The following is a 23,748-nucleotide window of genomic DNA, read 5'->3' as shown; positions in this document are numbered from 1 at the left end:
GGGCATATTCGCGCGAACGTCTAGAGGCACGCAGATAGAGTAGACACACCATGAGCGCATCCGACCGCCCCGCCTTTTACCTAACCACGGCCATCGCGTACCCGAACGGCGCACCGCACATCGGACACGCCTACGAGTACATCTCGACCGATGCCCTGGCCCGCTTCAAGCGGCTCGACGGCTTCGACGTGTTCTTCATGACGGGCACCGACGAGCACGGCCAGAAGGTGCAGCAGGCCGCCAAGGCCGCGGGCGTCCCGGAGCAGGAGTACGCGTCCCGCAACTCCGATGTCTTCGAGGCCATGGACAAGGCCCTGGATGTCTCCTACGACCGCTTCATCCGCACCACCGATGAGGACCATCACGCCGCGTCGGTCGCCATCTGGGAGAAGATGGCCGCCAACGGCGACATCTACCTCGACACCTACGCCGGCTGGTACTCGGTGCGCGACGAGGCCTTCTACACCGAGGAGGAGACCACCCTCCTCGAGGACGGCACCCGCATCTCCACCGACACCAAGACCCCGGTGGAGTGGACCGAGGAGTCGAACTACTTCTTCCGCCTGTCCAAGTACCAGGACAAGCTGCTCGAACTGTACGAGAACACCCCGGAATTCATCGCGCCCGCGACCCGGCGCAACGAGATCGTCTCGTATGTGAAGGCCGGGCTGAAGGATCTGTCCATCTCCCGCACCACCTTCGACTGGGGTGTGCCGGTGCCCGGCGATCCGGCGCACGTCATGTACGTGTGGGTGGACGCGCTCACCAACTACCTGACCGGCGCGGGCTTCCCGGACGTGGATTCGGCGCAGTTCCAGCGCTTCTGGCCGGCCGATCTGCACATCATCGGCAAGGACATCACCCGCTTCCACACCGTGTACTGGCCGGCCTTCCTGATGAGCGCCGGGATCGCGCTGCCCAAGCGGGTTTTCGTGCACGGCTTCGTGAACTACCGCGGCGAGAAGATGTCCAAGTCGGTCGGCAATGTGGTCGATCCCATGTCGCTGGTGGAGACCTACGGCCTGGATGCCGTGCGGTTCTTCCTGCTGCGCGAGATCTCCTACGGGCAGGACGGCTCCTACAGCGAGGAGGCCATCGCGGGACGGATCAATACCGATCTGGCCAACGAGTTCGGCAATCTGGCGCAGCGCTGCCTGAAGATGGTGGCGCGCGATTTCGGCGGCGTGGTGCCGACGCCGGGCGAGTTCACCGCCGAGGACAAGGCGCTGCTGGAGCGGGCCAACGGGCTGCTGGACGCGGTGCGGGCCGAATTCGACCAGCAGCAGATCCATTTGGGCCTGGAGCAGCTGTGGCTGACGCTCGGTGAGACCAACCGGTACTTCTCCGCGCAGGCGCCGTGGACGCTGGCCAAGTCGGGCACGCCCGAGGACATCGCGCGCGAGGGCACGATTCTCTACGTGACCATGGAGGTCGTGCGGATCGTGTCGCTGCTGGTGCAGCCGGTCATTCCGGCCTCGGCGGGCAAGATCCTGGATCTGCTGGCGCAGTCCGACCGCACCTTCGCGGCCGTGGCCACGCCGATCGCGCCGGGCACCGCCCTGCCCGAGCCGCAAGTGGTCTTCCCGAAGTACGTGGCGCCGAAGGCTTGATCCCCAGGAACCCGCACACGACAGTGTGTGCGGGGGTCCGGGGTCCATGGTCCGACAGCCGTTCGATTTGGGGCACACCGCTCAAGGCGGTGGAGATTCCCCTCCGAACTCCACAACTTCCACCGGTATTTCCTGCTGTACGGACCGCAGCTCGAAAAGCATCCAATTTGGCCCCGTCCCAGGTCAACTCGGGTCGGTAACACTTATTGGGTCACCTGCTGCGTGGTGTGAGCATGAACAGCTGGTAACCGGTGTCGTCCGGATGCACGGCGTTGTAGGACCGCATGGTGAAGAACAGCTGCTGATCGCTGTCCGGGACGTTCACCACCACGCGGGCGCTGTTGAACACCTCCTCGGACATGTCCGTGGTCCACATGTCCTCGAAATGCGGGTTGACGCGGCAGGTTTCGATGATCTGCGCGATCCGCTCCGGCGGCACGATGCCCGGCGCCGCGACCCGCATGTAGAACAGCAGCCGGTGCACGATCTCGTACCAGTTGTCGAGCACCAGGGGGGCTTCCGGCGCCGTCATCATCTGCTCGATCACATTGGTGGGCCGGGCCGCGCCCTGATCGGCGGGCAGCAGCCACGAAAACGCGCTGCGGGCGGCCGCATTGGCGGCGAGCACGTCGTATTCGGGCACCCGGTGGAAGAACGCCGGGAACGGGAACGCCTCCAGATGTTCGAGGTCCTCGTCCTTGAGCGCGGGCGGCCACGAACCCTTGGCGATGGCGGACGACAGCATGGGCAGTGCGATGGACACCATCTTCTGCAGCATCCAGATGGGCGCGTCGACGGCCGCGCACCAGTCCTCGATCCGGCTCATCGACAGCGGGCGCTCGCCCTTCTCGAGCTTCCGGTACAGCGACAGGCTGACGAACATGCGCCGCGCGACTTCCTCCTGGGTGAGCCCCAGACCTTCGCGCCGGTACCGCATATACCGTCCGAGCATGGGTAACTCGGGTATGGCGTCCGCTTGACCGAACCTGCCGACCACTTGCTGCCTACCTCCCGAGACCTTCCCGGGTGGATTATGTCGCACTTAAGACATGGCCGACGCACGGGCCCACAGGGCGCGCAGTTCCCGCCCGCAGTGGGCGGAGAAGACCGTCACGTCATCGGTGTGGTCGCGGGCCAGCTCGGACAGCCGCTCGTGATTGAGTCGCCGTGCGCGGCCGTCGGCGGCGGCGAAGGCTTCGAAGGCGGCGATGGCCCACGGGCGTTCACCATCCTCTGGACGGCCGAGGTGGCCGAAGTACGAATCCCCGGCGTGCAGCAGCCAGGAATCGCCGGTGCGCAAGGCCACGCCGGCGTGCCCGCGGCTGTGGCCGGCCAGCGGCACCAGCACGACCTCCTCCGGTATGCCCGGCAGGGTGCGCGCGCCCGCGAAACCGAACCAGCTGTCCCCGCCTTCGGAGTGCAGTTGCCAGCGCGGGCCGTGCCGCAGCTGGGGTGCGCGGTAGCGCTGGGTCTCGCCCAGGCTGCGCGGGGATTCCATTGCGCGCAGCTCGTTTTCGAACAGGTGCACGCGGGCGTCCGGAAAGTCGGCGAGACCGCCGGCGTGATCGAGGTCCAGGTGGGTGAGCACGATATCGCGGACGTCCTCGCGCGTGTAGCCGAGCGATTCGATCTGTGCCAGGGCCGATATCGCCGGATCCAGACCCGGGCGGAAGACGCTCGACCAGCCCCTTCCCAGCCAGTCGGGCCGGCGCGCGGCCTGTTCACCCAGGCCGGTGTCGACCAGCAGCAGACCGGTGTCGTGTTCGACGAGCAGGCAGTGCACCACGAATTCCATGCCCCACAGCCATTCGCCGCCGAGCGGATCGAGGTTGCCGCACTCCAGGTGATGAACGCGCATGGGACTCCCTGCACCGAGGTTCACACCGCGTCGGGCGAAATATAGGCGGCTTCAACAGTTTTCGGCTACAGCACAGCAAGAGTCAAGTCCGGGGAAGAAACAATCCGGGCACGCGTCAGGGCGTGAGCCGGGTGACCGTGCCCAGAAAACTTGTGGCATACAGGGAATGCGCATCCCAGCCGGGTCCGGAACCGAACCGCACCGACGTGGTGAACGGCAGGCCACTGGCCACGACGCAGGTGCGCTGGGTCTCCGGATCGACGCGGACCACCTGACCGAGCACATTCAGAGCTACATATACCGCGCCGTCCGGGCCGACGGTCAGATCGTCGGCGGCATTGAGCGGTCCGGGGCCGGGGATGGTGATGCGCGCCGGTTCGGCCGTCAGATTGTCGGCGTCGAAGGCGGCGAGGGTGGAGACCGCGTCGAAAGTGGTCGACACGAACAGTTTTCGCCGCGCCGGGTCGTAGGCCAGACCGTTGGTGGAGGTCAGCCCCGGAGCCAGGGGGTGGGTCGAACCGTCGGGGGCGACCCGGGTGAGCGTGGTGTCCGCACCCAGATCGCGGCTGACCACGAACCCGCCGTCGGGCAGCTGGGCCAGGCCGTTGGGCATGGTCAGACCCGTTGCGGCCGTGGTGATCGCGCCGGTGGTGAGATCGACGGCCCGGATGGATCCGTCGGCGGCGTCGGACAGCCCGCTGCGGGCGGTATTGCCGGAGTTCACGAAAGCCGTTGTGCCGGTGACCACGATGCCGCCGGGCGATTCGATTTCCGCGACGGTGGCGCGGACGCCGTCGGCGGTGAGGCGCTGCAACCCGCCCCCGGAACCACCGAGGCTCACCTCGGACAGCAGCAGCCCGCCGCGGCCGTCGAAGGCCAGATTCTCCAGGGTGCCGTAGCCGGAGGCGACCGTCGAGGCGGTCCACTGCCCGCAGCCGATGGGCGCGGTGTCGGCCGTCGCGATGCCGGCCGCTCCCATTACCGTCAGCACAGTCATCTGGACAGCGGCCATCCCGCCGGTCACTACAGCCCGAAGTCGCACCCCCACAAGCTAATCGCGGCGGCGCGTGAAATCCATAGGCATTCCACCTGCGAATTGCCCTGTCGCTGAGACAGTTTGCCGATCGGCCCAGACGCCGTGGGCCGCGTCACGCTTCCCGGGCGCGGGAGTGGTGAAGTCTCTCACAGCGAACCTCACAGTACGATCGCCGACCCGGAGAGATAGCCATTTCAGACTGCGATCCATCGCGTCTCAGACAATTATCGCGCTTCGAGCCGTTCGCTCGTCCAGTTACCGTCGGGTAGCCTCATCGGCATCTCGATGACGAGCCGAATTCTTCCTACTTATCAGGAGTTCCCGTGTCATTTTCTCGTTTCGAGTCGATCGGGGCTTATCTCCCCGCGAAACGTGTCACCACCGAAGAACTCATCGCGCAATTGCAGGCCGTGCCCGGCTTCGATCTCGAGAAGATCACGGGCGTGAAAGAACGCCGGTTCCGCGACACCACGCCGGCGAGTCACGAGGACTCGTTCGTGCTGGCGCTCAAGGCCGTCGAGGACTGTCTTTCCAGATCACAGTATGCGGCAGCCGATCTGGACGTGATCATCTCCACCTCGATCACGCGCAGCAAGGACGGCACCAGGATGTATATGGAACCCTCGTTCGCGGGTTCCATCGCACGCGCCATCGGAGCGCGCGCGGATGTCATTCATTTCGATCTGTCGAATGCGTGCGCGGGAATGCTCACCGGCACCTACATTCTCGACCGGATGATCCGGTCGGGTGCGGTGCGGCGCGGACTCGTGGTGAGCGGCGAGGCCATTACTCCCATTGCCGAGACCGCGGTCGCGGAAATCACCGAGAAATACGATCTGCAATTCGCGTCGCTCACCGTCGGCGATTCCGGCGCGGCAGTCGTATTGGATGAATCCCTCGACGAGTCCGATCGCATTCACTACGTCGATCTGACCACCGCGTCGGAATATTCGCATCTGTGCCTCGGCATGCCCAGCGAGAAGACGCAGGGCGTCGCGCTGTACACCGACAACCGCAAGATGCACAACGAATCCCGCTTCCTGCTGTGGACCGACACCCAGGGCGGCTACCTGGAGAAGCAGGGCACCACCTTCGCCGACGAGGGTTTCGACTACCTCATCCACCACCAGTTCGGCGCGGGCGCGGTGCCGTTCATCAACGCCATTGCCGCGCGTGAGTTCGCGGTGCCCATGCCGCCCGACCTGAACGTCATCGAGAAGTACGGAAACACCTCCACCACTTCGCATTTCATTGTTCTGCACGATCATCTGACGCAGCAGAGCATCCCGTCCGGATCCAAGATCCTGATGGTTCCCGCCGCCTCCGGCGTCGTCGCGGGATTCCTGTCCACCACGATTTCGTCGCTGAAGGTCTGAGGTCTGCCATGGGCGTGCGCATCAAATCCACCGGAGCCAGCCGGGTCTCGGACACCTCCAGCATTATCGAGCTCAGCGCGCGAGCGGCGCGGCAGAGCATGGAGCGGGCCGGCGTGCGGCCCGACCAGATCGGGGTGCTGATCAACGCGGGCATCTTCCGCGACTCCAATACCGTCGAACCGGCCGTGTCGGCGCTGATCCAGAAGGCCGCCGGCATCGGGCTCGACTACCAGAAGAACGATCCGCGCTCGTTCTCCTTCGACCTCATGAACGCCGGCGTGGGCGTGCTCAATGCCGTGCAGGTGGGGCAGTCCGTGCTCGCCGCGGGCGGGGTCGAGCACGTGCTCATCGTGTCCGGCGACACGCATCCGTCGCTGAAGCGGTCGGCCGCCGACGACGAATTCCCTTACGCCAGTGCCGGTGCCGCGCTGCTGCTGGAATACACCGACGCGCCGGAGGGCTTCGGCCGGGTGCACACCGTCTCGGGCGCGGGCTCCCCCGCCGTCGAGTCCTACGTGGACGTGGCGACCATGGGCACGCGGGGTCGTGAACTCATGACCGTCGTGCGCGACCCCGACTTCGAGGACCGGCTGATCGCGGTGGCGGTGCAGGCGGGGCTGGCCGCGCTGGAAGAAGCCGAAATCCCGCTGGCCACAACGGCTCTGATCGCCTCCACACCCGCCGCCGGATTCCCGCAGCGGCTGGCCGGCGAGCTCGGCATCTCCAATGACGCGGTCCGCACCCCGGACCTGTCCCAGGGCGACCCGCACACCGCGGCCCTGCCCCTCGCATACGACCTCGCGGTGCAGGACGAGTCGCTGCGCGGATTCACCCACGTGCTGTTCGTCGCCGCCGGCGCGGGCCCGTCGGCCGCCGCGGTGGTCTACCGCCTCCCGGCGCTCGTCGGAGCTTCGGCGTGACCGCAACCTACTGGGGCGCCCTCGACCGCTTCACCGCGGTCGTGGCCGCCCACCCGGACCGTGAGGCGGTCATCTTCCCCGACGGGAAGACCGCCTCCGGCCTCCCGGACTACCGGCACGTCACCTACCGCGAACTCGACGCCTGGTCCGACGCGCTCGCTGTCCGGCTCCAGTCCGAAGGCGTGGGCCGAGGCACCCGCACCATCGTGCTGGTCCTGCCCAGCCCCGAGCTCTACGCGATCATGCTGGGCCTGTTGAAGATCGGCGCGGTCCCGGTCGTCATCGACCCCGGCATGGGCCTGCGCAAAATGCTCAACTGCCTGCGCGCCGCCAATGCCGAAGCCTTCATCGGCATCCCGCAGGCCCATGCCGCCCGCGTCCTGTTCCGCAAGTACTTCCGCGAGGTCCGCATCCCCGTCACCGTCGGCCGCCGCTGGTTCTGGCGCGGCCCGACGCTGCGCGAGTGGGGTCTGACCAGTGACAGCTGGGGCACGGTGGCTTTGGGTCCGGCTGCCGCCGATTCGGCCGCACAACGCATCGGCGCGGCGGTTACGCGTGCCGCGCACCGCATCGGCGCACAGGACAGCCCGGCGGGCTTCGGCAGTAGCCGCACCGGTGGCACCACCGCGAGCGGCACACGGCAGGCGACCGCCACGAATCCCGATGCGGCGCTGGTTGATTTCCTGACCGGCGGTCGCACGGACGTCACCGCCGGTGCCGCCGCCTCCCCCGCGATCTCTCCCCACCATTCCGGTGTGCTCCGCGGCCGCGTGCCCGCGCCCGCCGATGAGGTGCTGCTGATCGCCTATACGACCGGGAGCACCGGACCGGCGAAGGCGGTGGAGCTGACCCACGGGAATCTGACCGCCATGGTGGATCAGGTGGATGCGGCGCGGAATCGGGTCGCGCCGGGGACGTCGCTGATCACGCTGCCGCTGGTGGGAATTCTCGACATGCTGCTCGGGTCGAGATGTGTGCTGCCGCCGTTGATTCCGAGCCAGGTGGGGTCCACCGATCCGCTGCACGTGGTGGACGCGGTGAACCGGTTCGGGGTGCGGACCATATTCGCCAGCCCGGCCGTGCTGATTCCGCTGCTGCGGCATCTGGAATTGCATCGGACGGAAGTTCCTACGCTGCACAGCATTTACTCCGGTGGTGCGCCGGTGCCGGACTGGTGCATCGCCGGACTGCGCACGGTGCTGGCCGCGGACGCGGAGGTGCACGCGGGGTACGGGTCCACCGAGGCGCTGCCCATGTCGACCATCGAATCGCGGGAGCTGCTGGGCGGGCTGGTCGAGCGCGCACACAGCGGGGAAGGCACCTGCATCGGGCGGCCGGCGGAGGGGGTGCGGGCGCGGCTGGTGGCCATTACCGATGCGGCCCTGCCGAATTGGGCCGACGCCGAGGCGCTCGCGGGGGAGCTGGCCGCCACTCGCGGCATCGGCGAGCTGGTGGTGGCCGGGCCGAATGTGAGCACCCGGTACTACTGGCCGCACGAGGCCAATCGCGCGGGCAAGATCGTCGACGGCGACACCGTGTGGCATCGCACCGGCGATCTGGCGTGGATCGACGACGAGGGCCGAATCTGGTTCTGCGGGCGCAAGAGTCAACGCCTGCACACCATCGACGGGCCGATGTTCTCGGTGCAGGTCGAGCAGGTGTTCAATGTGCTGGACGGCGTGGCGCGCACCGCGCTGGTGGGCGTCGGGCCGAAGGGCGCACAGGAGCCCGTGCTGTGCGTGGAGGCCGAAGCGGGCGCGGACACCGCCGCGCTGATGGCCGCCCTGCGTCACCGAGCAGGCGAATTCGCTGTCGCCGCAAAGGTTTCCAGATTCCTGTTCCACCCGAAGTTCCCGGTGGACATCCGACACAATGCCAAGATCGGCCGCGAACAACTCGCGGTCTGGGCGGCAGAGCAGATCGGAGCGGAAAAATGAAGGTCCTCGCACTGCGGGCGGTTCCGGTGCTCGGCTGGCTGTACGTGGCGGCCGGGCTCATCGCCCTGCTGACCGACCGCGCACCCGCCAACCGGCTGCTGCGCGCGGCCTGGTGGATCGACGTGTTCCTGAGCGTGGTCGTGCACGCGGCCCAGATTCCGGCCGCGCTGCGCGCCGCGAAGGACAGCGAACGGTCGGCCCTCGAAACGGCCGTACTCACCCAGATCTTCGGATTGACCTGGTGGAAGACACAAGAGGCGGCATGAGCGGTCAAGCGCGGAGGCGGCAGCGGAGCGTAACCACGCAGCGCTCCGCCCATGCCGGAATGGATACAGCATGAGCGTAGACAGCAGGAAGGCCCTCGTCACGGGCGCGTCGGGGTTCCTGGGCGGCGCGCTGGTGCGCCGCCTGGTCCGCGACGGCGACTACCAGGTCGCGATTCTGGCGCGGCCCACCAGCAATCTGCGCGACCTCGCCGATGTGCTGGACCGCATCGAGATCGTGCACGGCGATCTGACCGACACCGTATCCCTGCAGCGCGCCACCAAAGGCGTCGATGTGGTGTTCCACAGTGCCGCGCGCGTCGACGAGCGCGGCACCCGCGCCCAGTTCGTGGCCGAGAATGTCACGGCCACAGAGCATTTGCTGCGCGCGGCGCGCGGCAACGGAGCGCGGCGGTTCGTCTTCGTGTCCAGCCCGAGCGCGCTCATGGATCGCGACGGCGGCGATCAGGTGAATGTGGACGAGTCGCTGCCGTACCCGGCGCGCTATCTGAACCTCTACTCGGAGACCAAGGCCGCCGCCGAGCGCGCCGTATTGGCCGCCGACGCACCGGAATTCACCACCTGCGCGCTGCGGCCACGGGCGATCTGGGGTGCGGGCGACCGGTCCGGGCCGATCGTGCGGCTGCTCAGCCGGGCGGCGGCGGGTTCGCTGCCGGATCTGTCGTTCGGCAAGCAGGTGTACGCCTCACTGTGCCATGTCGAGAACATCGTCGACGCGGCCGTGAAAGCCGCCGCCTCCGAAAATGTGGGCGGTAAGGCGTATTTCATCGCCGATGCCGAGCAGACCGAGGTGTGGGGTTTCCTCGGCGAGGTGGCGAGCGGGCTCGGTTACGCGCCGCCCACCCGGCAGCCGAATCCGAAGGTCGTGCACGCGGCCGTCGCGCTCATCGAAACCATCTGGCGCATACCGTATGTCGCGACCCGCTGGTCACCGCCGCTGTCGCGGTACGTGGTGGCGCTCATGACCCGCACCGCGACCTACGACACCGGCGCGGCCACCCGCGACTTCGGCTACCGGCCGATCGTGGACCGCGCGACCGGCCTCACCGAGTTCCTGGCCTGGCTCGAAACCCAGGGCGGGGTCGTCGAATTGACCAGGGGCATCAAGTAGCAGCCCATGCCCACCGTAGCGCCATCCCACCCGCAGAGGATGTAATGAGCACCTTTCGCCGACCCATCTCGCCGACCGAACTCATCTATTTCCCCATGCGGGATCTGGCGCCGCCGTTCCTCATGCAGATGGCGTTCGAGGGTGACGGCGCCCTCGACGCCGACCAGCTGCGCCGCGCGGTAACCGTTGCGGCGGAAGCCAATCCGGGCGCGCGGCTGATCCGCGACGGCAAGTACTGGGTGGACAGCGGTATCGCGCCCGCCGTCCGCGTCGTGCACCACGCCCTGCAATATCCTGCGCTGGAAACGGATCCGGTGCTCACCAGCCCGATCGGCCCCACCCCGGAGTCCACGGTGGAGGTGCTGCTGCTCACCGCCGACCCGGTCACCATCGTGTTCCGGGTGTTCCACGGCGTCATGGACGGCATGGGCATGGCCATGTTCGTCACCGATGTGTTCCGGGCGCTGCGCGGCCTGGACCCGATCGGCGCGGACGAGCCCGTCGCGGACGCCGAACTCGTCGCCCAGGTCGGTGCGCCCGGCCGTCCGACGCTCATGCAGCCGCGCTTCCGCTCGGCTGTCGGCCGGGGCCGCCAGGATCCGGGCGAGCACCGGCATCTGTTGCGTCACCGCACCATTCACGCCACCGGCCGCGGCGCCATGGAACGCGTCGCCGCCATTCTGGCCTCCGAGGGCGGCCCCGTTTCGCGCATCATGATCCCGGTCGACCTGCGCCGTCACCTCCCCGGCCTGCGCTCCACCGCCAATCTGGCGCTGCCGCTGTTCATCGACGCGACACCCGGCATGGACTGGAAGCAGATCCGCGATATCAAGCGCGCCGGGCTGGACGAGGGCCGCGAACTCAACCAGATGGACAACAGCGGCCTCACCGCCCTGCCACCGGCCGTCGGCCGCGGCCTCGCGCGGACGCTGAACGTGCTCGGCTCCCGCGCGGGCCGAAACCTGGCTTCCGCCACCGTCTCCCACATGGGCCGCTACGACCTGGACGAGCTCGCCATCCCCGGCTGGCAGCCCACCTCGGTGCGCGTCCTGCCCCAGCACAGTGTCGCCATGCCGCTGCTGTTCGCCATGACCGAATGCGGCGGCCGCACCGAGCTCACGGTGTCCGCCCGCAGCGGCCGCGGCATCCCGGATCGGCTCGAAGCCCTGCTGGACCGCATCGCCCTCACGCTGGAAGCGGAGCTGGAGGAACCGGCCAACCGCTGACGGGCCGACCCCCTAGTCCGCCGCGCCGACGAGATCTCGTCGGCGCGCATTGTCCCGCGCCACGCTCCAGGCCAGAACCAGCACCGCCACAAGGAAACTCGCCCCCGCGTAGTAGCAGACCTGCGGCACCCCGAGCGTGTCGTCCCCCATCACCAGGTACAGCGTCACATTGATCAGCCAGTGCCCGACGGTCGCCGTCAGCACCCGCTGCACGAAGCTGCCGTTCGCGAGATACCCCAGCACCACGGCAAACCCCATGGCCGCCACCAGAAACGACACCGCGGGCACCACCCCGAGCGTGAACGCCTTGACATGCCACAGCGCCCAGATCAACCCCGTGATGCCCACCGCGATCAGGCGACCGTAGCGAAACTCCAAGGCGGGCTGCAGGAACCCCCGCCAACCGATCTCCTCCCCCAGCGCGCCCACCAACTGAAACCCTACGAACACCGCGAACGGAACAGCGCCGACCGATTGTGGCCCAACCAGTTCCATACCGCCCACCAGCGCGGCGCCCGCCACCAGCACCCCGAGCAGCGCGACCGCACCAACCACCGCCGCGATATCCCCGCCCACATCCTCCCAGTCCACCGCCGCGGTGACCACGCCCCGAATCCGCTTCCCCCACAGCAGCACAACCACCCCCACCGCCACCGCCGGCCCGAACTGCGCCAGCGACAACGCCGCCGCGTCGATCCCCGATCGCGCCTGCACTCCCAGCAGCACACCGGACACCACCACGGCGAGCGCCACATACGCGGCGACAACACCCCACCCCGTACCGCGCACCTGATTCACAGCCACCCTTCGATCTTCGCATCGCGGCGGCGGCCCCGGACGTCAGTCGCCACACGCCCCGGCGTGTCCGCACGGGACGTCCCGCTCCGTCAACACCGCACGGTCCACCCCCGTCATCCCGCGTACTTTTCTCGTCATCCCCGCGTGCTTTTGGCGGGGATCCACACAGTCGGCGGCACAGCCGATTGCGGTGGATCCCGGCCAAAAGCATGCCGGGATGACGGGAAAGCACGCGGCGGTTCCGGGGTGCCGACCTCAGTGCTCGGCGCGCGCGCTCAATACCGCGTCGTAGAGCTCCTTGCGGGAAGCCCCGGTGGCGGCGGCCACTTCGGCGCAGGCGTCCTTGAGGCGCATGCCCTTGTCGACCAAGCCTTCGACGCGGTCGACCAGATCCTCCGGGTCGGCGGAAACCGGTTGCGCGCCTTCGAGAACCACGGTGATCTCACCGCGCGCGCCCTCGACCGCCCAGGCGGCCAGTTCGGCGAGGGTGCCGCGCACGACCTCCTCGTAGGTCTTGGTGAGTTCGCGGCAGACCGCGGCGCGGCGGTCGGCTCCGAGCACCTCGACGGCGTCGGCGAGGCAGGCGGCCAGGCGGTGCGGGGCTTCGAAGAAGACGCAGGCGCGGGGTTCGGCGGCGAGGGTTTTCAGCCATTCCTTGCGCTGGCCGGACTTGCGGGGCGGGAAGCCGTCGAAGCAGAACCGCTCGACCGGCAGCCCGGACAGCGCGAGCGCGGTGGTGACGGCCGACGGGCCGGGCAGACAGGTGACGGGCAGGTCTTTCTCGACACACGCGGCGACCATCCGATATCCGGGATCGCTCACCGACGGCATTCCGGCATCGGTGACCAGCAGCACGGTGTGCCCGTTCTCGATCTCCTCGAGCAGCATCGGAATCCGCGCGGTCTCGACATGGTCGTAGAAGCTGACGACTCGACCGCCGATCTCCACCCCCATGGCCTTGGCCAGCGACCGCGTCCGCCGCGTGTCCTCCGCGGCGACCACTTCCGCCGTGGCCAGCCCGTCCCGCAGCCGCTGCGACGCGTCCCCGATATCGCCCATCGGCGTCGCGGCCAGCACCAGCCGGCCCGCACCCGGTTCCGCGCTCATCTCACTCCATTCCTCGCCGTCCGACCCCAGCGAAAACCATACGACCGCCCCGCCGAGCCCCGGCGCGCGGACAGGACACGCCGCCGAATCCCGGGTCGGTCGCCGGGTGCCCCGACTCACCGGGGCGCGACGCGCGAGGCGGACCGCCTACGATCGGAGCGTGACCCAGGTGACCGACGTGCGACCTCCGGAAGCCGGAGCAGGGGTGGCGATGTCCAGTCCGGCGCCGCTGCGGCCCTCGCCCGACTACGGACCCACGGACTGGGCGCGGGGGTGGGCGGTCACGCTGTTCTTGACGGCGATCGCGGCATTGACTCGGTTCATCAACCTGAATCGGCCCACCGATGCGCGCACGCCGGTGTTCGACGAGAAGCATTACGCCCCACAGGGGTGGCAGGCGCTCACCAATGGCGGGGCCGAGGACAATCCCGGCTACGGGCTGGTGGTGCATCCGCCGGTCGGCAAGCACATGATCGCCATCGGGGAGTGGATCTTCGGGTACAACGCCTGGGGTTGGCGGTTCACGGCGGCGGTGTCGGGAACCATCCTGGTGCTCTTGGTGATTCGCATTGTGCGGCGCATGTCGCGTTCGACGCTGATCGGCGCGTTCGCGGGCATTCTGCTGATCGCGGACGGGCTCACCTTCGTGTCCTCGCGGCTCGGAATGCTGGACATCTTCCAAGCCTTGTTCGTCACAGCGGCTTTCGGCTGTCTCATCGTCGATCGCGACGACATACGTATGCGCATGGCGAGAGTCGATGCCGAGGGGCGGCTGGACGACAGTGAGTTCGGGCCGCGCTTCGGGGTGCGCTGGTGGCGGTTCGGGGCGGGCATCATGCTCGGGCTGGCGTGCGGAACCAAATGGTCCGGACTGTATTTCGTGGTGGCCTTCACCGCGCTGAGCCTCGGCTTCGACCTGGCGGCGCGGCGCGGCTATCGGGTGCGGCGGCCGTGGGCGGGCACCGCGATCCGCGATCTCGGGCCCAGTGTGTATGCGCTCGTGGCGGTTCCGTTCCTGGTGTACATGGGCAGTTTCTGGGCCTGGTTCGCCGGGGAGACCAGTTACGACCGGTACGCGGTGGGGGTGCGGGTCGGCGAGGGCGGCATGTTCGCGTGGGTGCCGTCGGCGCTGCGGTCGCTGTGGTTCTACGGCGGGGAGGTGCTGACCTTCCACGAGGGGCTCACCAATTCGGCGGGCAATCACCATCCGTGGGAATCGAAACCGTGGACGTGGCCGATGGGCTTGCGGCCGATGCTCTACTACTACGCCGACAATGGCGTGACCGGCTGCGGGCAGAGCATGTGCGTGCGCGCGGTCATGCTGATCGGCACGCCCGCCATCTGGTGGGTGGCGTTCCCCATGCTGGCGTGGGCGATGTGGCGGTCGTTCGTGCGGCGGGACTGGCGGTACGCCGCAGTGCTCGTCGCGTACGGCGCGGGACTGCTGCCGTGGTTCCTGTCACTGGATCGGCAGATGTATTTCTTCTACGCGGTGCCGCTCGCGCCGTTCCTGGTGATGGGTGTGGCCTTGGCGCTCGGCGACCTTCTCGGCCACGCCCCGCCGAGTGGGCGGCGACTATCGGGCATCCCGAACCTCCAGAACTTCACCCCACCGAGTGAGCGACAAGGCTTGGGGCTCTTGCTCGTCTGTCTCTACCTCGCCCTGGTGATCGCGAACTTCATCTGGCTCTGGCCGATCCTGACGGGCATGTCGATCACCCCCTCGGACTGGCACGACCACCTCTGGTTGCCCAGCTGGAGGTGATCAGTCCCGCGCTGTTTCCCCGAGTGCCGCACGCAGATAGCGCAGCGCCGCTTCGTCGTCGAGGCCCAGGCGGCGGATAACCGCGACGTATTCGGTGGCGGCGCGGCCGGCCACGTCGCGGGTGGGGTCGCCGGAGGAGGCGATGAAAGAGCCTAGTCGGCCGCGGGTTTCGAGGACGCCGTCCTGTTCGAGTTCGCGGTAGGCGCGCGCGACCGTGTTGGGGGCGAGTTTGAGTTGCGCCGCGAGGGCGCGCACGGTGGGGATCTTCGTCCCGGCGGCCAGTTCACCCGACCTCACGCGGGCGACGACGCCCTGGCGCAGCTGCTCGTACGGGGGGACCGCAGAGTGGTGGTCAACCGGGATGTCCAGCATGGCTTTTCACACCTCGTCACGCGACAGCGGGCAGGACATGCAGCGCGGACCGCCTCGACCGGAACCCAATTCGGAACCGGGGATGGGCAGCACCTCGATTCCGGCATCGGCGAGCCGCGCATTGGTCATTTCATTGCGTTCGTAGGCGACGACGACGCCCGGTGCGACCGCGAGCGTGTTGTTGCCGTCATCCCACTGTTCCCGTTCGGCGGTCACACCGTCCAGTCCCGTGTCGACGACGCGGAGTTTCCCGATGCCCATGGCCTCGGCCGCCGCCTTCAGGAAGGGGTCCGGCCCGGCAATGTGCACCGCGCCGCCCTCATTGCGAATGGTGAACGCGCACAGTGAATCCTGCACCGCCGGATACATGACCACCGCGTCCACGTCCACCATGGTGCACACGGTGTCCAGGTGCATGGTGGCCCGCATCTGGGCGATCGGCACCACCAGCACGGTGTGCGCGAGATCGTCCTCGAACAGGCTGCGCGCCAGGGCTTCCGCCCCGGCCGGCGTGGTTCGCTCCCCCACCCCGATGGCCACCACGCCCTTGGCCAGCAGCAGCACGTCCCCGCCCTCGATGGGCGCGGTGTGCGATTCGTAGGCGCGGCGCACCCGCAGGAACCGCGGATGGAAGGCGTAGATCAGATCGGTGAGCGAGGTCTCCCGCTGCCGCGCCGGCATGGCGAGTGAGGTGATGGCGAACCGATTGCCCACCCACAGTGAGGAATCGCGGGTGAACAGCAGATTCGGCAGCGGGTCGATGACGAAGTCGTGCCCGTGGTGCATGCGCCGCACCAGGGAGGTGGCGTCCGGTCCGAAGGGCAGTTCGTCGAAGGTCATCCCCGTCATGAGAATGTCGGCCAGGTCGGGCGCGGGCACCGTGCGCAGATAGGCCGCGAGTTCGTCGGCGAGCGTGTGCCCGAGCCTGCGCGCGTCGACCGCCCCGGAGATGCCCTGAATCCGCGCCGCTCCGCTCACCTGAAGCGTCTCGGCGAGCAGATCCGCCAGCAGCAACACTTCCACCCCGCGTCCGCGCAACACCTCGGCGAAGGTGTCGTGCTCCTGCTGCGCGCGCTCCACCCACGGGATGGCGTCGAAGAGCAGCTGGTCGTTGTTGCGCGGGGTGAGGCGGCGCAGCTCATCGCCGGGCCGGTGCAGAAGCACCGTGCGCAGTGCGCCGACCTCCGAGGTCACGGAAAACGGTCGCGCCGCGGATGCGGCCTCGATTCCCATAATCTGAAGGTAGTTCCCCTGAGCAAAGATGGCATGCAATTCGCGCCCGGGAAAAACCTCGAGTAATGTTCAGGTATGGAGACGGTGTCCTGGCAGGCCAAGGAACTGACGCCCGGCCAACTGGCGCAGCGCGCCGGAGTTTCGGTGTCCGCCTTGCATTTCTACGAACGCGAGGGCCTCATCGGTGCAAGACGAACCAGCGGCAACCAACGCCGCTACCCCCGGGAAACCCTGCGCCGGGTGGCCTTCATCCGGATCTCACAGCGTGTCGGCATCCCCCTCGCCGAGATTCGCAAGGCCCTCGACAATCTGCCCGACGGCCGCAACCCCACCCGCCGCGACTGGGAGAACCTGTCCACCATGTGGCGGGAGGATCTCGACGAGCGCATCGAACAGCTGATCGCCTTGCGCGACAACCTGACCGGATGCATCGGCTGCGGCTGCCTCTCCCTGGGCAGCTGCAAGATCGTGAACGCGCACGATCACCTCGGCGACGCCGGGCCGGGCGCCCGGATGCTGGACGTGCACGCTGCGGAAAAGTGCACGAAACCCGAGCAGCCGGGCTGCGTTCCTACTGCTGATCCTTCGGCAGGAAGGTCGTGAACAGGTCGTTGGCGCGGCGCATGACGAACTCGTAGGGCCAGGCGAACTTCCGCGCCCACCAGTAGCCGAAGCGGATGTCGAACTGGGTGTGGACCAGGTACGTGCCCTTCTCCACGCCGCGCACGATGGCATCGGCCACCTGCTCGGGTTTGCGGGCGTGGCGGCGGAAACGCTTGATCCAGTACTGGATTCGCGGATCGTCGCGGTCGGCGCCGACGATGTCGACCGAGTGCACCAGCGGGGTGTCCACCGCGCCGGGCACCACCAGGTGCACCTTGATGTCGTGCCGTTCCAGGTCGAAGCGCAGCACATCGGATACACCGCGCAGGCCGTACTTGCTGGCGCTGTAGGCGGCATGCCACGGGAAGGCGAGCAGGCCCGCCGCCGAGGACACATTCACCAGTGCGCCACCGCGTTTCGCGCGCACCATGGGCGGGACGAAGTTCTCGATGACGTGGATGGGACCCATGAGGTTCACGTCCACCATCTTTTTCCAGTGCTTGTGCTCGAGGTTCTCGACGGTTCCCCAGGTGGACACGCCCGCGATGTTCATGACCACGTCGAGCGAGCCGAGCTGCTCGTGCACCTTCTCGGCGAAGGCGGTCACCGCCTCGTAGTCGCTGACGTCGAGCGCTTCGGCGGCTTCGACCACCCCGCCGCCCGCGCGGATCAGTTCCACGGTTTCGGTCAGTCCGTCGGCGTTCACGTCGGTGAGAACCAGGGCCGCCCCCTTGCGCGCCGCCGCCAGCGCCGTGGCGCGGCCGATGCCGCTGGCCGCGCCGGTTATCAGTGTTTTCTTGCCTGTCAGGCTTCGACCGCCCACCCGAATCCATCCTCAAATTGACAGCAGTGTCAGAGCGCACGCTACTACGCGAACACTATTGTTCGCGAGTCGACATTTCAGGGGGCGGAGGCGCGGCCGGTGCCGGGCAAATCGAGATCCAGGGCGATGCGCCCGGAGGTCAGATGCACTTCCACCTCGTCGGCCGGCATGGGGCGCGCGATGAGGAATCCCTGGGCCCGATAGCAGCCCAGCGCCACCAGGGTGCGGGCCGCGACGGTGGTCTCCACGCCCTCGCCGACCACGCCTAGACCGAACGAACCCGCAAGTCCCACAATGGATTTCACGATCGCGAGGTCGTCGGCGCTGGCGCCGAGGCGCTGCACGAAGCCGCGGTCGATCTTGACCGCGTCCACCGGTAGCGCCTTGAGATGCGACAGCGACGAGTAGCCGGTGCCGAAGTCGTCGATGGCGATCTGCACGCCCATCCGCTTGAGCCCGCGCAGCGTCACCTGGGTGCGCGCCAGGTCCTGCACCACCACATGCTCGGTGATCTCCAGGCACACCGACGAGCCGTCGATGCCGAAGCGCCGCAGAATGCCCTCCATGGTCTCCACGAAATCCAGCGAAACCAGCTGCACCGGAGACACATTGATGCGAATCACCACATTCGAGGCCAGCCCGCGCCGCCGCCAGGAGGCGAACTGCTCACACGCCGAGCGGATCACCCAGCGACCGAGTTCACCGGCCAGGTTGGTGGCCTCCGCGACGCCGACGAACGCACCGGGCGGCAGCAGGCCGCGGGTGGGATGCTGCCAGCGCACCAGGGCCTCCAGGGCGACCAGCCGCCCGGTGCGCAGGTCCACCTCCGGCTGATAGTGCAGCAGCAGCGAGCCGTCGGACACCGCGCCGCGCAGGTTCAGCTCCACATCGTCCTGGAGCTCGAACTGGGCGCGCATGGCGTCGGTGAACACCGCCACGCCGTTGCCACCGCTCGACTTGGCCGACAGCAGCGCGTGGTCGGCGCGGCGCAGCACGTCGGCGACCGTGGTCTCGCCCGGAATACCCACGGCCACACCGACACTCGCGCCACGACTGACGGTCTCGCCGCCGACGGTGACGCGGCGGCCGATGAGCCGCTGAATGCGGGTGGCCTCCAGGTCGGCGGCCCCGGCGTCCATGGGCTTGGCCGGGACGATGACGAACTCGTCGCCGCCCAGGCGGGCGATCATGTCACCGCGGTCGAGGTTCTCCCGCAACCGCGTGGCGAGCGTGCGGATGAAATTGTCCCCGGCGGTGTGGCCCAGAAAGTCGTTGAGCGCCTTGAGCCGATCGAGGTCGAGGAAGAACGCCGCCACCGGGCCGGGATTTCCGGGCCGCAGCCGCTCCTCCATGTGTTCGAGTAAGGCCCGCCGGTTGGCCAGGCCGGTGAGATCGTCGTGCATGGCGATGTAGCGCAGCCGCTCCTCCGCCACCACACGCGCCTGCAATTGAGCCAGCAGTGCGGCAATCGCTTTGAGCACGTTGAGTTCCCGGGTACTCCACTCACGGTCGCCCTCTTTGACGAAGCCGAGAATGCCGGTCGGCTCACCCCGCGAGACCAGCGGCACGGCGGCGGCCGAAACCTCCGCGATGCCGGTCGACTGCTGGATGAGCTGCTGGTAGTCGTCGAATTCGGGGCGCGGCCGGATGATCATCGGCTCGGTGGAGTGTTCCATCCGTGCGAAGACCGAATTGGTTTCGTCGAAGTAGGCCACCCGCAGCGGATCGGTGTCGTTGCCACCGGTGCGATGCGGCCATTCGGCGATGAGCACCGAGGCCCGGCGCTCGTGGTCGGTATGTCGGAGGAAGCTGAAGTCGACGTCGAAGTGCTCCACCAGCCAGGAGAGCACGCGCTCACTCGCCGCCACCATGGTCGTGGCGTCGACCGCCATCAACTCCGAGGCGACCTGGGTCACCAGTGAGTCGAGCGTTCGCCGAGGCACTTTGTCTCCGATCGCACTAACCGCGGGTTTCCGCGTCCGGAACCGGAAGTCGCCTGCTGCGAACCGTGACCTCCGCCGCATACCCGAGGCGAAGCACCAATGCCACCGTTTCGTGCCCAGGCACTCCCAACAAGTCCAGGAAGCGGCCCTGAAGTGACGTTAGTGTATCGGCGAACTCCGGGGAAACAGTATGCAGCTCCTCGGGGCGTCGGGCGTACAGGAACACCGGGGAAACCGGTTGCACCGCGAGTCCGTGTCTTTGTGCTCGAGCCCAAACCCGTTGCAGCGCCTCCCCGGCACGTGCATAAGCGACCAACTCGTACGGATCGGCCGGCGGCGGCGCGGCCAGCGTCACCACCGCCACCGCCGAACTCGAGCGCACCTGATCTCCGGTGTGTCGCCCCAATGCCGTCCCTCCCGACCACGCCCGGATCCGCCCCATCACATCCGCGCGTCGCGCGATCTCCAGCACCGCCAGCTCCCCCGGCGCCAATTCCAGGGTCCGCACGTCCAGCCCCGTCCGCAGATCGTCCCCGGGCCCCCGCAACTCCGCGAACATCTCCTGATGCAGGCGCGGCGTCAGACACCGAATCCGCTCGGCCTCCGCGAGAATCTGTGCGGCAGTGTCGATCTCCGCGCGCCCGGTAACCCACCGCAGCCCGCCCCCACCGACCTGTGCGGCCTCCGCGAGGGTCTCCAGCACCTCCCCTGGAATCGGCGCGCCGGTGCCGAACCTGCGATTCGTATGCCGCGCCAGCAGCGCCGAATAATCCCGCGCCAGAACGGAATCCGTGCAGTCCCCGAGCCGGACCACGGCACTCAGCAGGGTCGATCCGCCGGCCCGCAGTCCATTCTCGTGCGGCGGGCGCAGCCCGAGGGACACCCCGCCCGGACGCAGCTCACCACCCATCGATCCAGCCCAGCCGCTGCCACGCCACTCCGGGCGGCCACCCGCACCGAGGGGCTGTCCGGGCCAGGCAACCGGGCCGCTCATCCGCGGACCGACACTGGAGAACGCCCTGCGCGGGTCGACGCCCACGGCGGGCGGCTGGTCACCGCCGAACGGTTCGGGCCACTCGGGGTCCGTGAAGCCCCGCAGCGCACCGCTGCCCGGAACCTCGGGCCCGGGGATCCGGTCACGCCGCCCCCGCTCCCAGGCCTCGGACGACGTGTCCTCCCACAGATCGCGATCACGCACGGATTGCTCACGGCTGTCGAAGAACCGGCCCCACGTGGCCGCGTCCGAATAGTCCTGCGGGCGGCCCTTGGGAGATTCACCGAGGAAGACGTCCGTGCGGATGCGCGGCTCGGTCACGCCGCGCCGCGTTTGCGCGCTCCCGCCCCCGAGCGCGCCGAGCCCACCGGCTCGGGGCATGCCCTCGGAGCCGATCCCCGCGCGGGGCCGCAGTTCGCTCGGATCGAGCAGCCCCAGCGCCGCGGCGGCGACCCGCGCGTTGTACCAGGCCGCGCCCAAAGCCAGTGCGCTGCCCCGGAAGCCGATATCCATGGCGGAGGACCGTTCGGAGGCAAGGGAAATCGTGATCGACTCCGCATCGGCCCGGAGCGTCCAGGGCTGCGCGTTGCCGCCCGACGGCGCACGCTGCGCACAGTGCAGCACCGCCGTGATGCCGGATACCTGAGCGTCCTCCACATCGTCAGCAGCCTTGCCATCCCGAACCCGCGCGGATTCCCCCGTTCGCGCGGTGAGCGCGGGTTCTGCGTCCGTCCCCGTGGTGAGGCTGTCCGCCCAGGCGGGGGTGATGCTCGGCATCGGCTCGGTGAGGTCGTCGAGCATGTTGTCGAGGTCGATGCGGATGCGGCCGGAGGGGAGGTCGCGGCCGAGGCCGAGGCGGCGGACGGCGGCGGCCACCGTCGCGCCGCCGAGCTGGACTTCGCCGCCGAGTTGCGGCCAGCTGTTCAGGGTTTCGCCGATTTCGACCATGCTGGCGGCGAGGCGGTCGGAGAGGGTGCGGCCGTCGATGATGCGGATGACGTGCGGGGCCTTGTCGCGGGTGGACAGGCCGCGCAGGTCGGCGGTGGTGGTGTCACCGAGCAGGCCGTGGAAGGGACGGCGGGCGGGTTCGAGGTCGAAGCGTTCGACGTCGAGCAGGCCGCGGTCGCTGGATTGCATGAGCAGCGGGAGGCGGTGGCGGCGGGCGGCCTCGCGCACGGCGAGCTTCACGTCGAGGGAGTCGCATTCCTCGACCACGAGGGTGAGGCCGTCGAGGAAGGCGTCCATATTCGCCTCGTCGAGCGGATCGGTGACGATCTCGATCGGAAGGTACGGGTCGAGTTCGGCAATCCGGCGCGCGGTGGCGACGGCCTTGTTCACGCCGAGGTCGAAGAGCGTGCCGGGCACCCGGTTGAGGTTGGTGAGCTCGATGCTGTCGAAGTCGGCCAGACGTAGTCGCCCGCACAGTCCTTCGAGGGCGAGCGTGTGCGCGACGGCGTGCCCGACGCTCTGCCCGACCACGCCGATCGACTGCCGTCCGAGCAGGTCCTGTTCGGCGCGGGTGAGGTTGTTGCGGTTGCGGTCGAGCCGCAGCGTGCGCATGTGCCGGGGGCCGAGTACAGCTACCGCCGCGCGACGCCACGGGTAATAAACCCACCGGTCCGACTCGGGGCCTTCCGAAATTTCCGGCGGGGCCACGAGAAGATCGAATTCATGCCTCAGCAAACCGCGCAAATCCGAAAATTCGACACGCCCGCCGGCCCGCAATTCCGCGAGCCGCGCATTATCTTCAAGATCGAATTCGTCGAGCAGCAGCGGCCGGTATACCCATGCGGCGCAATGGTCGACTGTCATGCCGGAGCCAGGCCCTCACCGTGCGTCCACGAAGTCGGCACCACCGCCCCATCCGCCAATAATTCGGACAATTCGGAATCAATCAGCCGCACTTGCGCTTCGGTTGCGACAGACCGGTAAGTTTGCATATCCCACCAGACCGGCACGGTGCTGTATCGCGCATCCGGATACGAGGTCGCCGGCACCCACCACGCGACCTTCGCCCCACTGCTGCGATAGCACGGCAGCGCGTGCTCCGGCGACACCCCGACCACATACCGCGCCCCCAGCAGCGCCATGCAGTACACGATGCTGCGCGCCACCCAATCCGCCAGTGCGGCACGGTTCTCCGCATCTCGCGCGGCCCAACCGGCCTTGCACTCGATGACGCCCTCGGGGATCTGGTCGGCGACCATCCGCCGGAACGACGCCTCCCCGACCCGCCCGGCCCAGCTCTGCACCGCGTGTACCTCGTCGACCTGCCGGTGCGGCCCCTCGGCGCGCACCCCGGCGACGGCCCGCCCGCTGGAATCCACCGCCACGCAGAAAAGAGTTGTGCTACGGCCGTCTATCACGGCGTCGTATTCGAGCGCGTCCTCCGCGCCGTAATGCCGATAAACCGCCAATGCCCCATCCATGAAGTCGGCCCACAGCGTCGGATCGGCCTGGGGCGTACCCACCAGGAATGTGCATCCGGACTGTGCGTCGTGAAATTGGAGCATGCCGTCACCAACACCTTCTGCCGGGACGAGCGCGATCGATTCGACTGCCATCAGGTTCCCACTCCATTACTGCAATGTCTCCGCGCGGCTACCGAGCTCCCGCCCGATACGGTCGTGCATCGACCGTGCCTGGCATGGGCACCTAGGGGAGTATCCGTCACGGGGATAAAATTGTCCAGGTGTCTGGCAAACGTTCCGAAACCCGAATGGGGATGCGGAAATCCGCGCTGGTCAAACCA

General features: G+C 68.1%; 20 protein-coding genes. 9 read left to right on the top strand and 11 right to left on the bottom strand.

What is annotated here, in order from left to right; genetic code table 11:
• Positions 1–50 precede the first annotated feature (50 nt).
• Complete coding sequence (gene metG / locus H0264_RS10080; RefSeq protein ID WP_181583719.1) at positions 51–1,610, top strand: methionine--tRNA ligase; 1,560 nt, start codon at positions 51–53, stop codon at positions 1,608–1,610.
• A gap of 211 nt (positions 1,611–1,821) precedes the next feature.
• Here metG and H0264_RS10075 read toward each other — a convergent pair whose 3' ends face one another.
• From H0264_RS10075 to H0264_RS10065, 3 genes are all read right to left on the bottom strand, one after another.
• A complete protein-coding gene (locus H0264_RS10075; RefSeq protein WP_181583718.1) occupies positions 1,822–2,547 on the bottom strand; it encodes a helix-turn-helix domain-containing protein in 726 nt (241 codons plus the stop codon).
• A gap of 105 nt (positions 2,548–2,652) precedes the next feature.
• Entirely contained in the window at positions 2,653–3,468 is an 816-nt protein-coding gene (locus H0264_RS10070) for an MBL fold metallo-hydrolase (RefSeq protein WP_181583717.1), read from the bottom strand.
• 115 nt (positions 3,469–3,583) lie between these two features.
• Positions 3,584–4,465 carry an SMP-30/gluconolactonase/LRE family protein gene (locus H0264_RS10065; protein WP_181583716.1) on the bottom strand — a complete coding sequence of 294 codons (882 nt, stop codon included), beginning with the start codon at positions 4,463–4,465 and terminating at the stop codon, positions 3,584–3,586.
• A gap of 362 nt (positions 4,466–4,827) precedes the next feature.
• Between H0264_RS10065 and H0264_RS10060 the strand changes: the two genes are divergently transcribed.
• The 6 genes from H0264_RS10060 to H0264_RS10035 all read left to right on the top strand — a co-directional run bounded on the left by H0264_RS10060 (position 4,828) and on the right by H0264_RS10035 (position 11,358).
• Entirely contained in the window at positions 4,828–5,880 is a 1,053-nt protein-coding gene (locus H0264_RS10060; protein WP_181583715.1) for a 3-oxoacyl-ACP synthase III family protein, read from the top strand.
• Between the two features lie 8 nt (positions 5,881–5,888).
• A complete protein-coding gene (locus H0264_RS10055) occupies positions 5,889–6,800 on the top strand; it encodes a beta-ketoacyl-[acyl-carrier-protein] synthase family protein (protein ID WP_181583714.1) in 912 nt (303 codons plus the stop codon).
• Entirely contained in the window at positions 6,797–8,737 is a 1,941-nt protein-coding gene (locus H0264_RS10050; protein WP_181583713.1) for an AMP-binding protein, read from the top strand. The genes H0264_RS10055 and H0264_RS10050 overlap by 4 nt, the downstream gene beginning before the upstream one ends.
• Positions 8,734–9,003, top strand: coding sequence for a hypothetical protein (locus tag H0264_RS10045; protein ID WP_181583712.1), 270 nt, complete (start codon positions 8,734–8,736; stop codon positions 9,001–9,003). The genes H0264_RS10050 and H0264_RS10045 overlap by 4 nt, the downstream gene beginning before the upstream one ends.
• A 70-nt stretch (positions 9,004–9,073) precedes the next feature.
• Complete coding sequence (locus H0264_RS10040) at positions 9,074–10,132, top strand: NAD-dependent epimerase/dehydratase family protein (RefSeq protein WP_181583711.1); 1,059 nt, start codon at positions 9,074–9,076, stop codon at positions 10,130–10,132.
• A gap of 44 nt (positions 10,133–10,176) precedes the next feature.
• Positions 10,177–11,358 carry a peptide synthetase gene (locus H0264_RS10035; RefSeq protein WP_181583710.1) on the top strand — a complete coding sequence of 394 codons (1,182 nt, stop codon included), beginning with the start codon at positions 10,177–10,179 and terminating at the stop codon, positions 11,356–11,358.
• Between the two features lie 12 nt (positions 11,359–11,370).
• Here the strand turns inward: H0264_RS10035 and H0264_RS10030 are convergent, their stop codons facing one another.
• A complete protein-coding gene (locus tag H0264_RS10030) occupies positions 11,371–12,162 on the bottom strand; it encodes a CPBP family intramembrane glutamic endopeptidase (RefSeq protein WP_181583709.1) in 792 nt (263 codons plus the stop codon).
• 249 nt (positions 12,163–12,411) lie between these two features.
• Entirely contained in the window at positions 12,412–13,263 is an 852-nt protein-coding gene (rsmI, locus tag H0264_RS10025; RefSeq protein ID WP_181583708.1) for a 16S rRNA (cytidine(1402)-2'-O)-methyltransferase, read from the bottom strand.
• 160 nt (positions 13,264–13,423) lie between these two features.
• On the opposite strand from rsmI, the gene H0264_RS10020 reads away from it, so the two are divergent.
• Positions 13,424–15,028: a dolichyl-phosphate-mannose--protein mannosyltransferase gene (locus H0264_RS10020; RefSeq protein ID WP_420832052.1), complete on the top strand. Its 1,605-nt coding sequence runs from the start codon at positions 13,424–13,426 to the stop codon at positions 15,026–15,028.
• Here the strand turns inward: H0264_RS10020 and H0264_RS10015 are convergent, their stop codons facing one another.
• Entirely contained in the window at positions 15,029–15,400 is a 372-nt protein-coding gene (locus H0264_RS10015) for a GntR family transcriptional regulator (protein ID WP_181583707.1), read from the bottom strand.
• Positions 15,401–15,406: 6 nt separating this feature from the next.
• The gene (arcA, locus tag H0264_RS10010) at positions 15,407–16,633 is read right to left on the bottom strand and encodes an arginine deiminase (protein WP_181583706.1); all 1,227 of its coding nucleotides are present in this window, start codon (positions 16,631–16,633) and stop codon (positions 15,407–15,409) included.
• Between the two features lie 75 nt (positions 16,634–16,708).
• Between arcA and soxR the strand changes: the two genes are divergently transcribed.
• Entirely contained in the window at positions 16,709–17,236 is a 528-nt protein-coding gene (gene soxR, locus H0264_RS10005) for a redox-sensitive transcriptional activator SoxR (RefSeq protein WP_181583705.1), read from the top strand.
• Here soxR and H0264_RS10000 read toward each other — a convergent pair.
• The 4 genes from H0264_RS10000 to H0264_RS09985 form a co-directional block, all read right to left on the bottom strand.
• Positions 17,205–18,059, bottom strand: coding sequence for an SDR family oxidoreductase (locus H0264_RS10000; protein ID WP_181583704.1), 855 nt, complete (start codon positions 18,057–18,059; stop codon positions 17,205–17,207). The two genes, soxR and H0264_RS10000, sit on opposite strands and share 32 nt — an antisense overlap.
• 77 nt (positions 18,060–18,136) lie before the next feature.
• On the bottom strand, positions 18,137–19,951 hold the full coding sequence (locus H0264_RS09995) for a putative bifunctional diguanylate cyclase/phosphodiesterase (protein WP_231087161.1): 1,815 nt from the start codon (positions 19,949–19,951) through the stop codon (positions 18,137–18,139).
• 67 nt (positions 19,952–20,018) lie between these two features.
• A complete protein-coding gene (locus tag H0264_RS38510) occupies positions 20,019–22,808 on the bottom strand; it encodes an Rv1355c family protein (protein WP_244976148.1) in 2,790 nt (929 codons plus the stop codon).
• Positions 22,805–23,560, bottom strand: coding sequence for a hypothetical protein (locus H0264_RS09985; RefSeq protein WP_181583702.1), 756 nt, complete (start codon positions 23,558–23,560; stop codon positions 22,805–22,807). Before H0264_RS09985 ends, H0264_RS38510 begins: the two co-directional genes overlap by 4 nt.
• Positions 23,561–23,748: the final 188 nt, after the last annotated feature.

It is taken from the genome of Nocardia huaxiensis (assembly GCF_013744875.1).
Classification (GTDB): Bacteria; Actinomycetota; Actinomycetes; order Mycobacteriales; family Mycobacteriaceae; genus Nocardia; species Nocardia huaxiensis.
This window is presented reverse-complemented; position numbering and strand designations above follow the sequence as displayed.

Bases quoted from the DNA above. Each gene is read 5' to 3' on its own strand.
- H0264_RS10015 (WP_181583707.1), bottom strand. From the start codon at position 15,400: ATGCTGGACATCCCGGTTGACCACCACTCTGCGGTCCCCCCGTACGAG.
- H0264_RS10070 (WP_181583717.1), bottom strand. From the start codon at position 3,468: ATGCGCGTTCATCACCTGGAGTGCGGCAACCTCGATCCGCTCGGCGGC.
- H0264_RS10075 (WP_181583718.1), bottom strand. From the start codon at position 2,547: ATGCGGTACCGGCGCGAAGGTCTGGGGCTCACCCAGGAGGAAGTCGCG.
- H0264_RS09995 (WP_231087161.1), bottom strand. From the start codon at position 19,951: ATGGCGGTCGACGCCACGACCATGGTGGCGGCGAGTGAGCGCGTGCTC.
- H0264_RS10055 (WP_181583714.1), top strand. From the start codon at position 5,889: ATGGGCGTGCGCATCAAATCCACCGGAGCCAGCCGGGTCTCGGACACC.
- H0264_RS09985 (WP_181583702.1), bottom strand. From the start codon at position 23,560: ATGGCAGTCGAATCGATCGCGCTCGTCCCGGCAGAAGGTGTTGGTGAC.
- arcA (WP_181583706.1), bottom strand. From the start codon at position 16,633: ATGGGAATCGAGGCCGCATCCGCGGCGCGACCGTTTTCCGTGACCTCG.
- H0264_RS38510 (WP_244976148.1), bottom strand. From the start codon at position 22,808: ATGACAGTCGACCATTGCGCCGCATGGGTATACCGGCCGCTGCTGCTC.
- H0264_RS10035 (WP_181583710.1), top strand. From the start codon at position 10,177: ATGAGCACCTTTCGCCGACCCATCTCGCCGACCGAACTCATCTATTTC.
- H0264_RS10065 (WP_181583716.1), bottom strand. From the start codon at position 4,465: ATGACTGTGCTGACGGTAATGGGAGCGGCCGGCATCGCGACGGCCGAC.
- rsmI (WP_181583708.1), bottom strand. From the start codon at position 13,263: ATGAGCGCGGAACCGGGTGCGGGCCGGCTGGTGCTGGCCGCGACGCCG.
- H0264_RS10040 (WP_181583711.1), top strand. From the start codon at position 9,074: ATGAGCGTAGACAGCAGGAAGGCCCTCGTCACGGGCGCGTCGGGGTTC.
- metG (WP_181583719.1), top strand. From the start codon at position 51: ATGAGCGCATCCGACCGCCCCGCCTTTTACCTAACCACGGCCATCGCG.
- soxR (WP_181583705.1), top strand. From the start codon at position 16,709: ATGGAGACGGTGTCCTGGCAGGCCAAGGAACTGACGCCCGGCCAACTG.
- H0264_RS10045 (WP_181583712.1), top strand. From the start codon at position 8,734: ATGAAGGTCCTCGCACTGCGGGCGGTTCCGGTGCTCGGCTGGCTGTAC.